Source organism: bacterium (genome assembly GCA_035527515.1).
Taxonomy (GTDB): Bacteria; B130-G9; B130-G9; order B130-G9; family B130-G9; genus B130-G9.
The window spans coordinates 1-13,789 of sequence record DATLAJ010000064.1; the positions used below are offsets into that span (position 1 = coordinate 1).

Sequence of the window (13,789 nt, forward strand, 5' to 3'; positions counted from 1 at the left end):
CTTCAAATCGCTGGGCTGCGTTGTGAAGCTGCTCGTGGCCAACTGTCAAGGGCAGAAGGACCCACGTTTCGACATAGAGTATGAGCTCGTCTCGCCGGTCAGATCGAAGAAACTAGGTTACGACCTTAGAAAATTGCTTACGAATAGGCGCTTCTTGAGGCGCCTGAGGGAACTGATTAAGCAATTCAAACCAGACATCATCTATGAGCGATATGATTTGTATGCGTCGGCGGCAGCAGATGTTGCCTCGACGAGGCGCATAACTCATATGCTTGAAGTCAACGCGCCTCTGCTCGAAGAGATGCGGCGGATCCTTCATTTTCCGCGACTGGCCAACTTATTCCAGAGTCGGACATTCAAGAAGGCTGACCTTCTGATCGGCGTGTCGGACAGTATTTGCTCGATGTTGAGGACGATTACTCCGGGCGGGCGCGTCTTGCTCGTCGAGAACGGCGTGAACGAGGATGTCTTCAATACCAGGGTTTCTGGGGAGGAGGTAAGGAGGCAGTATGGGCTTAACGGCAAACTCGTTGTTGGGTTCACGGGCAGTTTAAGGGGCTGGCAGGGCGTTGATTTGCTCCTTCGTGCTGCCTCGATCCTGCTGTCGGCGCGTGATGACGTGCGCTTCCTTGTCGTGGGTGGTGGGAATAACTTCCCGACGTATAGGCAGATAGCGCAGGATTGGGGGCTTTTGGATAAGTTCCTACTCGTTGGTCCGGTGCCGTCCACTGAGGTTCCGAGCTGTATTGCCGCGTCTGACGTATGCGTTGCGCCCTATGCTCCGTCGGCCAACTTCTATGTTTCGCCAATGAAGATTCGGGAGTATGTGGCCATGCGCAAGCCCATAGTCGCGTCTGACTTGCCTCAGATAGCCAAGACCATCCGCGACAACGTGGATGGTCTTCTTGCCAGGCCCGGGGATGAAAAGGACCTCGCCAGCAAAATAGCAGTCATGCTCGACGACTCTGCACTAAGAGACCGTCTGGCCAAGACGGCCCACGAACGCTGGGCCGGCAAGCTCTCCTGGCTCAACTGTGCGCGGAGGGTTCTTGAAGCCACGAAAAAGCAGGGGAAATAGGGGACGTGGCACTGCGCCGGACATCAAGCCTGTATCAGCGGGCGGAGATGCTGCTTGACTTTTTCCTGGTGGTGTTGGTGATTCTCTTGCCTTTTGAGAAGCAGACTGCACAGGTACTGAACACCGCGCTTTATGGCGCGCTGGGGCTGGTTGTCCTTTTGGCTCTCGCTCGCCGAACAACCACGAGAATATCCACACCACTTGACCTGCCCATCCTTGCACTTGTCGTGATGGCAGTCCTCAGCACTGTGTTCAGTATCGACCCGCTAATATCACTGAAGTCTATTCATCGGACGTTAATACAGTTCCTCTTAGTCTATTATCTCGTGGTCTATGCGGTCAACAGCATCGAAAGGGTCAAATTGCTGGCCTTTGCATTCCTGGCCGGCTCGGTGCCGGTCTCTCTATACGGCATATTTACGTTTTTCTCTAAAGAGGAATTGATTGACGGGCGCGTTCACTCCACGTTCTACCATCCAACGCGTCTTGCAAACTATCTAGTGTTTGTTGTGGCAATCAGCGTGCTGCTCGGGGCGCACTATCGCTCGCGCAAGGCTCTCCAGATGGTCTTGTATGCCGCCTTTGGTCTGGGTTCCTTCTGCCTTGTTCTTACGGCCTCACGAGGCGCCACGCTGGGGCTCCTGCTGGGTTTTCTCGTTGTCTTCGGGCCTCGGAGGAAATGGTTGTGGCTTATGCTTGCCGTGGTTGTTGCCACGTCGATCGCCATCGTCCCCTTTCAAAGCAAACATCTTCGCTTCATGAAGGTGGCCGAGAGCTTCTCCAAAGGAATGGATGCGAACACGGTCTTGGGCGAGAGGAGGTTCCTATGGCAAAGCGCGATGAGGATGATCAAGGACCATCCCGTTGTCGGGATTGGATATGGCAAGACATTTAATCTGCTTTACAGATCGGCCTATGTGGAGGAAGGCGCGACGCAGGACCACTCATCGGCTCACAACATCTTGCTCGAGATCGCTCTGGAAATGGGGCCGCTAGGTCTTGCGGTGTTTCTCTGGCTGCACATCTTGATCTTCGTTTCGACGTTTAGGCTCGTTCGGCGCCAGCTCCGGCCGAGCACGTTTGCCCGGGCGCTTGCCGCGGGAATACTAATCGGTTTGATTGGCGTTACCTTCAACGGGATGGCCAACTACTTCTACAGGGACAGGCTGATACTCGTTTACTGGCTTTTTGTGGGCATTGTTTTCAGTCTGCGTCGAATAGCTTCCCGAGACCCCGTTGCCGAGCCTGCGTCCCTGAAGGGCACCGCGAGTTGATCCCCAGGACAAGAGAACATCGAGACACACCTGTTAATCCCGCCGGCCTCCGGATCTAGGATGAAACGTCGCTAAGCGGCGGACCGCCTCTATTTTTGGGAATTGGGTTTCGGCCCTGACTCCTTGAGCATTTTCTCTGCTAGAGCCACCTCGGTCTTGCTGCCCATGTAAACTGGGCACCTATCCTGGATGCTCTCCGGCTCGACATCGAGTATCCGCTTCTGGCCATTGCTGGCTGCGCCCCCCGCCGCCTCGATAATGAACGCCATGGGATTGGCCTCGAACATGAGTCGCAATTTGCCCTTTGGAGCGCCATCCAGCCCCGGATACGTGAACAGGCCGCCGCCCTTCATGAGCACATGATTGACGTCTGGGACCATTCCACCGCTGTAACGGAGCTTGTAGCCCTTATCCAATAGTGCATCGATGAAGGCTGTATGGCTGAGCGAGCACTTCCTCGCGCTGCCACCAGGGCTATATATCTTGCCCGATTCTTTCATTCTCACATTCTCCCGCGTGAGTATGTAGGAACCTACCTGGTTGAGTGTAAACTCGTGCACGCCATCTGGCAGGCCGATCACCATGGTCGTCCGCGGGCCGTAGAGAACGAACAATGCGGCGATCTGGTCGGAGCCCGGACGGACGAGCTCCTCGCCGGGGAATATGGAGACAATTGTTCCGACAGCTAGGTTGACATCCACGAGCGAGGACCCGTCGAGTGGATCGAAGCAGACTGAGTACTTGCCTGGTTTGCTCAGATACGCGGAGAAGATATTTTGCTGCTCCTCCGAAGCCATGTTCACAACCAGCCCACAGGTGCTCATACGCGTGCTCATTAGCTCGTCAGCCAGAACGTCAAGCGCCAACTGTTGTTCGCCATAGACATTTGTGGTGCCCGCCTGACCCAAGGCGCTGGTGTCGATTGCATACTTGATGTACTTGGACGCCTCAGCGAGCTCACATATCAATCCCCTGAGGGTTCCCTCGATCCCCAGCTCGAACAGAAACGAGCGTAGAGTCTTTGCTTCTTTGGTGAGTGGCATGTTTCGCTCCTCTATGTGCTCTCAGGTCTCGCGAGCGGCACGTCAACTCTCCTGACCTCGATCGAGGCGAGCTGTTGAGTATTCATAGCGCCCAGCTTCTCGAACAGAAACTCGAAGCGTGCCTGCAGCTCCTCACAAATCGCATCTCTCGCCGACTTGTCTATGCTCCATATTTCTTTCTTGAATGGCCCAAATCCTTTCTTACGCGTCTTGTAGATGAACTGCTCGTCGGTCTGGTCGGCCTTCCGCTCGTTCGTCAGCTTCTCATGTATCCATGCATATATCTTGTTTCTCAACTCGCTCGGGAATGCGGCATGGTCGTAGATAACGTTTTGAAAACCTGTCGCGAGGTGAATCTCTGCCGCCTCCACCTCCCGGAACTTGTGGAACAGCTCGTCCGGCAGCGTCGAGGCGCCGTGTTGAACCGCTCCCGCCAGGCCATAGCTCTCCCTTGCTATTGTGGAGAGGTTCTCCAGCGTGTCAAAATCAAGGGCCACGTCTGCGACGTTTCCATCGGGAAGCGGGACTCCGCCGTGCGTTGTCCCAGTCTGGATCGCGATCTTACTAATCCCTATAAGGTCGTTCCCTCTTTTGGCCAGCTCGTCCTGAAAACCCTCCATGTAGGCGGAAAGCTCATCCGGAGTGCTGTTCTTGCCGCCTACCTCGCCAATCTCCCCGCCAAGAGAGATCGTTACGCCCTCCGGCTCCTTGCTGCGAACATAGGCACACAACTCGGCGGCGAGAGTGAAGTTGTCTCGCTGCTGCTCGAAAACCGTCTCTTTGGACAGATCAACGAGAGTCGATGTATCTAGATCGATATTGAAGAAGCCGCCAGCGATCGCCTCGTCGATAAGGTCCTTGATCAATTGAACCTCTCGCTCTGGATGGGCTCGATAGGCCTTCGCTTTGACCTGGAAGTGGTCGCCTTGCACAAACAGTGGCCCCGTGAAACCCTCCTTGATGCCCGCAGCGGCGATAACGGCCGTGTATTCCATCGGACGCTGATGCGTATAGCCCATCTCCGACTTCGCTATCTCGAAAATCATCGCCCCAACTTTGAGCTTCTTCCTGGCGCGGAATATAGCTCGCGCAACATCATAGGTCATGCTGCGAATGTTGACGGCGGGAACGGTTACGCCCGAGTACTCCTCACGGCCGCGCGCCTCATAAAGTTCCTGAACGGAGCCTAGCCACAGACCGAGCCGATTGGCGGTCTCTATTATCACCCATCTGGCAGCGTCTCTCGTGGCCTGACTCTCTGCGAGCGCCGCGGTGCTGGCAAGCTCGTCAATCAGCTCGGCCCTGAGCCGCTCCGGGTCAAACACTCTGAGGCCGTCCTCTATTTCGATGATGTTTCTCAGCCCATCCTTGAGATTAGCAAGACCTTCATAGACCATGGGTGTTACCTCCCGCCTCATTTTTCGATTCCCAACGACACGGATTGTAGTCTTTTCACATCATAAACAAAGATTGTAGATTGTGTCAACACATGCGAAAGGGCCGCAACAGTTGTGCAGACATCAGTCGATTTGGACACCTGTTGTGTTAAGCGATACTTGCTTGCCAAATCTTGTTCCTTCGACTGCTATCCCTGTTGACATTCACTCGCCGTATCCTATAATCTCGATCTTGTACGAGAATACCTGAGGACTAAGTGTTTTCTGCTACCAGACAGAAGACTACAAATCGATAACCTGAACTTGGAGGGAGGTGATGATAAATGAACAAGCACAAGGGATTTATAGCGGTCAACGTCGCAACGGGCGAGGCGCTCAATGTCTATAATTATCTGAAGAAGCGTCCAGAGGTTACGTCGGTTTTCCTCGTTGCTGGAATGTATGACCTGATGATCGTGGCTGAGACGGAGACTTCTGAGAGCTTTGCGGATTTTGTTGTCCAGGAGGTTCAAAAGACAAAGGGCGTTACGCATACGATGACGTGCATGGCTCTTCGGGGAGATTAGGATAGCTCTCTTGTGCGAGGGCTCTCACAGGATTGCTCTCATTGTTGTGAGGGAATGCATTGGTGTAGCATAAAGACGTCGGGCGTGGTGTGCGGAGTTTCTTTGAGGCTTCGTTCCAGCCCAAGCAGGTTATAGGTTGGATATGTTCTTGGCCTGCTGTCTCTTGGGGTGACAGATTGGGCAGTTAGCTCTTCTAGATGTTGTTGCTGATACACGGATCACTCAACATCTGTATTGCTTTCGAGGCCGGAGAAGTTCTTGGTGCAAGGGGGCTTGCGGCATCGCATGTATTCTCCGTGCGCTATTGAGTATGCTGGGTTAGGCTCGTTTGGGCTACAGGAATGGCATTCAGTTGCAGATGCGATTTTTGGGTGCGTTTCGTAGAAGCTGTAGATTCTGAATGGGCACTTTTCAAGTTCCGCGTTTTGGGATAGTGTGTTGTATGAGTTGTGTGTGGTATTTCCCTAGTTGATGGCTATTGGAGGTGCAGAGGATGAGCACGTTCACTCGTGCCCAGGTTGAGCAAGGTGTCAAGGAAGGGAGAAGCTTCAAGGGGGCTGACCTTTCTCAGGTTGATTTGGATGAATGCGACCTTTCAGGCACAGACTTCTCGAATGCCAATCTTCAGGGCGCGATTCTGAGAAATGCGGACCTCTCCTACTGCAATTTTGAGGGCGCGGACCTTTCACGGGCAAACATGCAAGAGGCCTTCATGAAGAAGGCGGATTTCACGGGCGCTGTGCTCCGCAAGGCGGACTTGTCGCGAGCGCGTGTGAAGAGTTCCATTTTCAAGCGTTGCGATCTGAGAAAGACTAGGGCGGAGGATTGCGAGTTCGTCAGTTGTGATCTGGGGGAGGCGTTGCTCGACGGGGCGGACCTAACGCTTTCCGATTTTACTGAGCCGGTTTTGGAGCGGGTTCAGGCGATTGGAGCCGATTTCTCGCTTTGCCACATAGAGAATGGGATGTTTGATCATTCAAACCTTAAGGGGGCTGATTTTGGGGGGGCGGAGATTGTCCACTGCGAGATGATGATGACCCGCCTTGATGGCGCCAACCTGAGGCAGGCCAAGATCATCTCGACCAAGCTTGTGAAAGCGCTGCTTTGTGAGGCGACGCTTTCTGCCAGCAATCTGAAGGATGTTGACCTCTCCGAGGCGGATTTGAGCAAAGCCACGTTGGAGGTAGCCAAGATTCGCGCAAGCCAAATGTCACGGGTGAACCTATCGGGCGCCAGTCTAAAGGCGTCGTATTTCAGGGATGTCAATCTCACAGGTGCAAAGCTGGATGGAGCGGATTTCCTTTCCGCGACTTTCAGGAATGTTGATTGCTCTGGCGTTGACTTCCGGTTGGTCCGGAATCTCGACAAATCAAGGGGCGACCTTAAAAACGCCGGCAACCTTACTTAAGCATGTCCTAGCAGAGCGGTCTTATGGCAGAGGTTCAAGGAAGGGTCCCGCCTCATGATCGAGAGGCCGAACGGCTCGTCCTAGGCGGGCTCATCATCGACAACAGTCTGATACCCGTTGTTGGTGAGATAGTAACGGAGCGGAGCTTCGATTTTGCGGCCCACAGACACATATTCTCGGCGATGCTCGAGCTTTATGAACGAGATTTGCCTGTTGACCTCGTTACGCTGAGGGAGGAGCTAACGAGGCGGCAAATGGTGGAGAAGGTTGGCGGGATGGCTTATATCTCGGGTCTGGTTGCGGATGTCTCCTATGTGACCAACGTGAAGCACTATGCGAACATCGTCCATGACAAGTTCCTTCTTCGCTCGCTGATATCCGCTTGCAGTCGCGTCGTTGACAAATGCTACGAGGGTGCTGAGGACGCAATCCAGGTCATAGAGGAGGCCGAGAGAGCGCTCTCAGATGTCGCGCAGACGCGCACTCGGGCCAGTATTGTGCCCGTGGCGGAACAAGTCAGGGACAATCTCGAGATGATAGAGAAGCTCGCGACTGGCGAGAAAAAGGTCCCCGGCGTGCCGACCGGCTTTAGACAGTTGGACAAGCTCGTACTTGGCCTGCACCGGGGTGATCAGATAATCGTCGGGGCGAGGCCAAGTGTGGGGAAGACCTCGCTTTGTTTGAACGTTGCCTACAACGCGGCCAAAAAGGAGGGAGTTCCGGTCCTGATCTTCAGTATCGAGATGTCCAAGGAGGATGTTACGAACCGCTTTCTCTCCTTCTTGGCCGGTGTCTCCCTCTCCAAGATCAGGAGCGCCAAGCTCTCTCTCTCTGAGCGAGACCTGCTCCGTCATGCTGGCGAGGAGCTCAGCAAGCTGCCGATTTTCATTGACGATTCAGCAACCTTGTCCCCTCTTCAGATGCGCTCAAGAGCGAAGATGCTGAAGACTGAGTTTGACCTCGGGATCGTCATGATTGACTACATTCAGTTGATGCACTATCACAGGCGAACGGACAATCGTCAGCAGGAAGTAACGGCCATATCCAGATCGCTGAAGTCGATGGCTCGGGAGCTGGGTGTGGCTGTAGTTGCGTTCTCACAGCTCAGTCGTGAGGTAACCCGGCGGCGGGAGAGCGCCATCCCCCAGTTGGCGGACCTGCGTGAATCGGGCTCGCTCGAGCAGGACGCGGATGTGGTGATCTTCCTTCACGATCCGACCCGGGCCGCCCACCAAAAGGACAAAACCTATAAAAGGCCCGATGCGGTGGAGATAGACGTAATCGTGGCAAAGCAGCGGAACGGCCCGATCGGCGCCGTCAAATTGCTCTTTCAAAGCAAGTATGCTTGTTTCAAAAACATCTCCAACGAAGCGCCCCCCCCGTGGGGCGGCCCTGTGGACGATTCGACTATGCCCACATGGGTCGATCAGGACGATGAACTTGAGGGTCTGGAATAGGGCATCGACGTCTCCCTGGACTGGCGTGGTGTGTACGACAGCATAGCCCCGTGGCACAAAGACGCGCTGTAAAACCGCACGGCTCGCACTGCCCGCGGGCAAGCCTTGTGCAGCTCCAAATCGCTTAACGGTTGCTATTGAGGGGACGAGGCGCTCCTGATCGCAAGGATCGAGATGACTGTCTCGTCGCCTGTTGTTTGGTCTATTGCCCTGATGTAGCCCCCGTTCTGCGTCTGGATTACCTCGGAGACCGTTACTTTTTTGTACTGAACAGCCTGCGTGATCGGCGAGATATATTCTACTACAACTGGCTTGGCAAGCGTCATGGCCATGTTCAGAGTGTCGATGATCCCCTTGCGAGGTCTGTTCGAGAGCTTGGCCTTCTTGTCATCGCTCAGTCTCCTAGATATTGGCTCTCGTTGAATGACAAGGTCTGAAAGCTCGCCAGCAAGAAATCTGACCTGCAGCTCCATTAGGAATGGAAGCTTCGCAGACAGGAGCTCCTCATCAATACAGAGCCTCTTGAGCGCCGGCAGCTCGTGCTCGACCGACCTCAGAATCCGGGACAGCGCAAGCGCGCTTGCGAAAACAGCAGTGCTCTGCTGCTGAGAGAGCGAGTATGTCTGAAGCTCGGGACTCGATTCTACAAGTTCTTCGTCGATCTCGGGCAAGTAGCCCTCGCGCTTGAGCAGCTTGTAAAGAGCATTTGCCTGCGTGCCGTCAATGAGTGCGGTTCTTTCCCCGATCTGCTTCTGTATGCAAGTCGCTATCTTGTGCAGACCAAGAATCTCGGTCATCAGAAACTCATCGGCTGTATCGAGCAAAACAGCGCCTTTTATCCTGATATTGCCAAACCTCGCCGCCCACTCCCTTATCGAGAACTCAACGTTCTGAGGGACCCCAGCGAGTGAATGGCGCTTGAGAAACGAGATGATTGACTTGCCGTCAATGCCACGCTGAAGGGCTCTCGCAATGGAGTGTTTGCTGAGCTGGAACTTGAAGACAGCGTCAGTCTCGCCGCGATTGGAGAACCGGTTGAGGAAGAGCAGGGCCGAGCGGTCAAACTCCCTGTTCGCTGTTATCTCGAAGTCTGGTTGCAGGACGAAATGCTCCTGTGGCTTGCCGGGCTTGCTCCCGAGGTCTTCATTAAGCAGCCTTTTGCCAAGCTCAGAGATGGCGAAGTGCGTGAGCTGCTGTTTTTTTGAGAGCCTTAACTTGACAGCCCCGAGCCAATACAGCGGGTCATAAATGTAGTTGGCGAGGAGATGGCCCTCGAGATTAAACCAGAAACTTCTCTCGCCGGCCTCGCTGTGAAAACGATGGCCCTTGCCGGCCTCGAGTATGGTTATCCTCCAGTTATAGGGGTCGGATTGGGGACGAAGGAAGCCGGGCAGTGTTTCGGACATCTGCATGGAAAACGTCCCAAACTCCTGCCACTCGCCCTCGGGCAGCCTCGCCAGTTCAGAAAGCACAGCTCGTCTGCACTCCCTCGGCGGATTTCGGCGGCCAGAGACATCGACGCGGAGGCTCGGAATCTGGTATAGCTCGTCCCACGACGAGCCAAGATACGCGGTGAAAAGCCTCTGTTGTTGCGCCTCAAGCGGAGCCGACAGCCAATTCTCACAATCATCCGAAAGGCCAGCGACGGTCTCGTGGGGCCGAACGACGAGCAGCTCCAGCTCGAAGAGCAGGTGCAGCACGAACCTGACCAACCGGTCTTGCTTGAGCCGCGGGAAAGAGGGGGGGGCGATAGGTGAGCCGTTGATGACGGCGAGGATGCGATTTATGCCGGATTTGGCGATGCCGCCTCGTTTTAGAACCTGCAGGTCTGCCGAATCAACCTCTGCAAGGAGGACAAACAGGTCGTCGAGCAGCCTGTCCCCCATATGAAGCTCTGAGTCGCCAGCGTCGCGACCTGTGGGGACTGATAGGCCTTTTGTTAGCGCCATTGCTGCGTCTTCTTAGGCCGAACGGGCCGTCCTGTTATTCCGGCCGCGAACGGCGATCTCAAAGGCCTGCTCGTACTTCCGTTTTATGACGCCCCAGTTGTAGTTGATACGGAAGTATCTGTTGCCGAGGCTGCCGAGACGTGAGCGAAGGAAGTCGTTCGTCAGAAGCTCCCTTAAGGCGATTATGAATTCGCCCTTCGAGCGGTAGTAAAGACCCCCGTTGCTGCGGATGCATTGTCCCCTCAGAACGTCCGATTGGCCGTTGACCAATACAGCTTTCCTGTTGGCCCACGCCTCGAGCAGGACCATCGAGAGACTTTCCAGAAAGGACGGCATAACAAGCAGTTTTGCGCCTTTCAGGAGGGCAAGCTTGTCCTCGAGAGAGACGAAGCCCAGATGTCTGATCATCGGGTGGTCCGGCACGTCGATAACGTTGTTACCCAACAACACAAGATGCGGCTTTGGCGCGTTGTCCGCCGCTATGTAATCAATGAAGTAGTCAAACAGCTGCTCGCACCCCTTGTTCTTGTCGATTCGCCCGATGTAGATAATATATGGCTGGGACGCAAGCGAATACCTGGCGAGCGTCTCGTTAATGTCGCCGGCTTTCTTCTCCTCTATGCCGACGCCCGTTATGATATTGGGCACAGAGTAGTTGTGATGAGCGTTCTGGATAAGGGCTCTGCTCTCGGGCGAGTTGTAGAGTATCACACTGGGGTCTTGGAACGTGCTGTGGAAGATGGGCAGCTCGACCGCCGGGTCGGGCTCTGCCGTGGGGACAAGGATCGACTTGTCGCCGAAGAGCCTCACACATTCAAAGGAGTGGTAGTAACGGAAACTAAAGGGGATTAAGATGTCATAGCTGTCGATGTTTTTTTGCAGAAAGTCGATTAGGTCTGAAGTGAATGGGCCCTGCTCGCGCAGCCAGAGGCGTTGTTTCTCCATCGAGGCCGGGCCACTGAAAACCTCCTGCGAGATCAGCCCGAACCTTCGCTCGTCGCGAAGTTGCTTGCTCCTGAAGCGGCGGACCAGCACGCCGTTGATCCTCTCCTCGCCCGGCGTGTAGTGGTCTCGCCAGGAGACGTAATCGAGCGCGCAGGAAGATAAGACCTCCACCTCAAAGTCCGATGCGAGGTGTTCGGCGAGGAGCCTGCAATGAAGCTCCGCTCCCCCGTTTACATCCAAACCAAACCGCTGAACAAGAAACGCTATCCGCACCAGCTACTACCTCTTGGCCTCAAAACCGCATTGTCTCATGACGTCATCGCTGACAACCGCAATTGCCTCTTTGACCGCCTTGTCGAAGTTATCATTTTCCACTGTTCTTATCCCGTTTTTCTCCGCCAGCGAGAGGACGTAATTCTGTATCCTGCGGATTGAATCAAAGTTCTCCAGATAACGCCGCGCAAGCCTGTTTTTGGCCCCGGCCTCCCGCGAGGAGAACCTAGCTCTGTGAGAGGCCTCGTCCGAGACCTTGCACATTATCCAACTAACGATGGCTGAGCGGTCGAATTGACCGATCTTCAGGCAGCCCGGAACGAGGTGGACGCCGTCGATGACCGTGCTCACGCCCTCCCGGACTGCCCGTTCGATCATGGCACGCACGCCGACGCATATCTTAACAGCTTGCTCCTGAAAGGCAAATACTACCGGATCGACTGAGGCCGGAAGCGGCGTAGAGAGCGACTTGTAGGCCGTGTAGGATGACTCATGTATTGAGGGCACGAACTGGTCGGAGAAAAGCGTCCCCATTATGTGCCGTATCGAGTCCGTCGAGCTCGCCCGCCTAAACCCCAGGAAGCGACCCAGCTCCCCCGCCATTGTCGATTTGCCTGTCCCAGTCCCGCCGCCGATGAGCACGATGACCGGAGTCGCCTCGTCCTTGAGGTGGCGCCACATCAAGTAGTAGCGCGCAAACTTCTCGCCCGAAGTAGTCGAGAGGAAGTGCGCTGTTCTCTCCCTGATCTTATCTCGGGTCACGAGCGTCTTTCTCTCTGCCTTAAAGCCAGACTCCACGAGCCTTGCTATCTCAAAAGCCGTCTCAGCCGCTACACCAGATGCCTGTATCGAGAATGTCAAGAGACCCTTGGAAAACGGCATCGACGTCCCAGTGCCCTCTACCACTAGATGACGAGAACCGCCTCGCAGCCGTGAATACTCCTTTGCAATCTCCTCCCCAAAACTCTCTCGGAGCCGCAAAAGCACCATGGCGATCAGCTCCTCTTTCATGCACTGCGCACCTTCGCGGCCTGCCACCTCCTTTTGAATGTCGCAAGCAAAGCTATACGCCTCCTCCAGCGGGAGCCCTGAAGCGGTCAGGGATTTCGTCAAGACACCTCGCGAGAACGGGAAACGCACACCGTCCCCCAAGACAACAGACGGCTGAGGTTCAGAGATCATACAACACAGTCCTTAATCAAACTCAATAGCGGTCCGCCCCCTCACGCCGGACAGAAGCCGTTAAAAACACCACAATAACCCTCTGTATCTTGCTAAATGCATATCTCCAAACCTACACCCAAACAACTGAGACCCACGCTGCCAATTACCGAACACTCGCAATACCGTATCAGCCCTAGTGCATCTTGATGTCCTGGCCCTCCGGCAAGGGGTGTCGCTCGATGTCGATAGTGCCGAAAGTCTCCTCATACTTTTGGATGTTCATCTCCAGTGCCTTCCAGAACAGCTTCGCCCGCAGTGGGTTCGTGATGATCCTGTCGAATACCCTGATCTCGTTGCGGCCCGGCATTACCTGGCCAAGGTCGATCACGAACTCGTAGTTGCTGTGCCACACATTGACGAAGTTGGCGTATTTGCCTCTGGAGGCCTCATCGTCAATTCTTACCTTGAACTGCATTTGTTTTGGCTTGGCTTCCAAATCCTGTCACCTCCGATCCGAAAACATTATCGTGACGTCGCCTTTGAGCGTCCGACAAGAGGTTACATACCAACCAACCGATCGTCAAACCGCTAAAAACAAAGCGAACTATATCCGATGATAGATTCAGGAGGTACGACACAAGTAATGAGTATGGTGGTGGAGCTTTGTGCTGAAGGTCCAGCGGCAGTGTTGCGCGCCACAGGAGCACTCGATGAAAGAGGGGCCACCCAACTTCATAGTAAGGTGCAAGAGGCGATAGACACAGGATTTAGGAGTGTAGTCTTAAACCTCTCGGGCATCACCAACATGACGCCAGATGGCTTGATGCTGCTCGAGACAATTCGCCATGACGTCGCCCTTTGCGACGGGCAGCTCATTCTGACGCTCCCTCAGCACGAGGCCGCTGAAGTTCTCAGTGTTTATGGCCTCAAAAAGCACCTCGTCATTCTACCTAGTGAGAAGGAAGCGCTTCGCCGGATCGACAGCTCGATTCCCGCAGGGTGGAGCACTCCTTGACGTGCTGTCCCCCGGCGCCTCCTGACACATGCCTACGGTCAAGGCAAGCACGTTGAAAGAAGCATTCTAGAACTGTTGCCTCCTCGCTCTGCACCGTCAGGCTACGCCTGCGGCTACCCATGGTCTGCCCTTCGGGCAGGAGCTTTTGCCCTCTATCCGCGAGGCAGCCGCAACGTTCCCCGCTCCAATCTGATTATTGGAATAGTCATATTTGCTTGCC

The 13,789-nt window shown here is 54.8% G+C and carries 12 protein-coding genes; 6 read left to right on the forward strand and 6 right to left on the reverse strand.

Translation table 11 applies throughout. The features are described from left to right. Together VM163_04755 and VM163_04760 are read left to right on the forward strand one after the other, a co-directional pair. Positions 1–1,078, forward strand: a 1,078-nt coding sequence (locus VM163_04755; protein ID HUT03181.1) for a glycosyltransferase family 4 protein, incomplete at its 5' end; no start/stop codon positions are given. Positions 1,079–1,125: 47 nt separating this feature from the next. Further along, positions 1,126–2,352 carry an O-antigen ligase family protein gene (locus tag VM163_04760; protein ID HUT03182.1) on the forward strand — a complete coding sequence of 409 codons (1,227 nt, stop codon included), beginning with the start codon at positions 1,126–1,128 and terminating at the stop codon, positions 2,350–2,352. Positions 2,353–2,441: 89 nt separating this feature from the next. On the opposite strand, the gene VM163_04765 is transcribed toward VM163_04760, so the two are convergent. Beyond that, positions 2,442–3,395 (reverse strand): class 1 fructose-bisphosphatase, encoded by a 954-nt coding sequence (locus tag VM163_04765; protein ID HUT03183.1) that lies wholly within the window; start codon positions 3,393–3,395, stop codon positions 2,442–2,444. Positions 3,396–3,406: 11 nt separating this feature from the next. Then, complete coding sequence (locus VM163_04770; protein ID HUT03184.1) at positions 3,407–4,792, reverse strand: class II fructose-bisphosphate aldolase; 1,386 nt, start codon at positions 4,790–4,792, stop codon at positions 3,407–3,409. A 323-nt stretch (positions 4,793–5,115) separates the two neighbouring features. Between VM163_04770 and VM163_04775 the strand changes: the two genes are divergently transcribed. The 3 genes from VM163_04775 to dnaB all read left to right on the forward strand — a co-directional run bounded on the left by VM163_04775 (position 5,116) and on the right by dnaB (position 8,223). Then, entirely contained in the window at positions 5,116–5,358 is a 243-nt protein-coding gene (locus VM163_04775) for an Lrp/AsnC ligand binding domain-containing protein (GenBank protein ID HUT03185.1), read from the forward strand. A 493-nt stretch (positions 5,359–5,851) separates the two neighbouring features. Then, a complete protein-coding gene (locus VM163_04780; GenBank protein ID HUT03186.1) occupies positions 5,852–6,766 on the forward strand; it encodes a pentapeptide repeat-containing protein in 915 nt (304 codons plus the stop codon). A 23-nt stretch (positions 6,767–6,789) separates the two neighbouring features. Then, on the forward strand, positions 6,790–8,223 hold the full coding sequence (gene dnaB / locus VM163_04785) for a replicative DNA helicase (GenBank protein ID HUT03187.1): 1,434 nt from the start codon (positions 6,790–6,792) through the stop codon (positions 8,221–8,223). 134 nt (positions 8,224–8,357) lie between these two features. Here the strand turns inward: dnaB and VM163_04790 are convergent, their stop codons facing one another. From VM163_04790 to VM163_04805, 4 genes are all read right to left on the reverse strand, one after another. Next, positions 8,358–10,172 (reverse strand): helicase-associated domain-containing protein, encoded by a 1,815-nt coding sequence (locus tag VM163_04790; GenBank protein ID HUT03188.1) that lies wholly within the window; start codon positions 10,170–10,172, stop codon positions 8,358–8,360. Between the two features lie 12 nt (positions 10,173–10,184). Beyond that, positions 10,185–11,390: a glycosyltransferase gene (locus VM163_04795; protein ID HUT03189.1), complete on the reverse strand. Its 1,206-nt coding sequence runs from the start codon at positions 11,388–11,390 to the stop codon at positions 10,185–10,187. 6 nt (positions 11,391–11,396) lie between these two features. Further along, a complete protein-coding gene (locus VM163_04800) occupies positions 11,397–12,572 on the reverse strand; it encodes a hypothetical protein (protein HUT03190.1) in 1,176 nt (391 codons plus the stop codon). A 175-nt stretch (positions 12,573–12,747) separates the two neighbouring features. Next, positions 12,748–13,050: a DUF3467 domain-containing protein gene (locus VM163_04805; GenBank protein HUT03191.1), complete on the reverse strand. Its 303-nt coding sequence runs from the start codon at positions 13,048–13,050 to the stop codon at positions 12,748–12,750. Between the two features lie 147 nt (positions 13,051–13,197). Between VM163_04805 and VM163_04810 the strand changes: the two genes are divergently transcribed. Then, a complete protein-coding gene (locus VM163_04810) occupies positions 13,198–13,569 on the forward strand; it encodes an STAS domain-containing protein (GenBank protein HUT03192.1) in 372 nt (123 codons plus the stop codon). Positions 13,570–13,789: the final 220 nt, after the last annotated feature.

Bases quoted from the DNA above. Each gene is read 5' to 3' on its own strand.
- VM163_04770 (HUT03184.1), bottom strand. From the start codon at position 4,792: ATGGTCTATGAAGGTCTTGCTAATCTCAAGGATGGGCTGAGAAACATC.
- VM163_04760 (HUT03182.1), top strand. From the start codon at position 1,126: ATGCTGCTTGACTTTTTCCTGGTGGTGTTGGTGATTCTCTTGCCTTTT.
- VM163_04775 (HUT03185.1), top strand. From the start codon at position 5,116: ATGAACAAGCACAAGGGATTTATAGCGGTCAACGTCGCAACGGGCGAG.
- VM163_04810 (HUT03192.1), top strand. From the start codon at position 13,198: ATGAGTATGGTGGTGGAGCTTTGTGCTGAAGGTCCAGCGGCAGTGTTG.
- dnaB (HUT03187.1), top strand. From the start codon at position 6,790: ATGGCAGAGGTTCAAGGAAGGGTCCCGCCTCATGATCGAGAGGCCGAA.
- VM163_04765 (HUT03183.1), bottom strand. From the start codon at position 3,395: ATGCCACTCACCAAAGAAGCAAAGACTCTACGCTCGTTTCTGTTCGAG.
- VM163_04800 (HUT03190.1), bottom strand. From the start codon at position 12,572: ATGATCTCTGAACCTCAGCCGTCTGTTGTCTTGGGGGACGGTGTGCGT.
- VM163_04790 (HUT03188.1), bottom strand. From the start codon at position 10,172: ATGGCGCTAACAAAAGGCCTATCAGTCCCCACAGGTCGCGACGCTGGC.
- VM163_04780 (HUT03186.1), top strand. From the start codon at position 5,852: ATGAGCACGTTCACTCGTGCCCAGGTTGAGCAAGGTGTCAAGGAAGGG.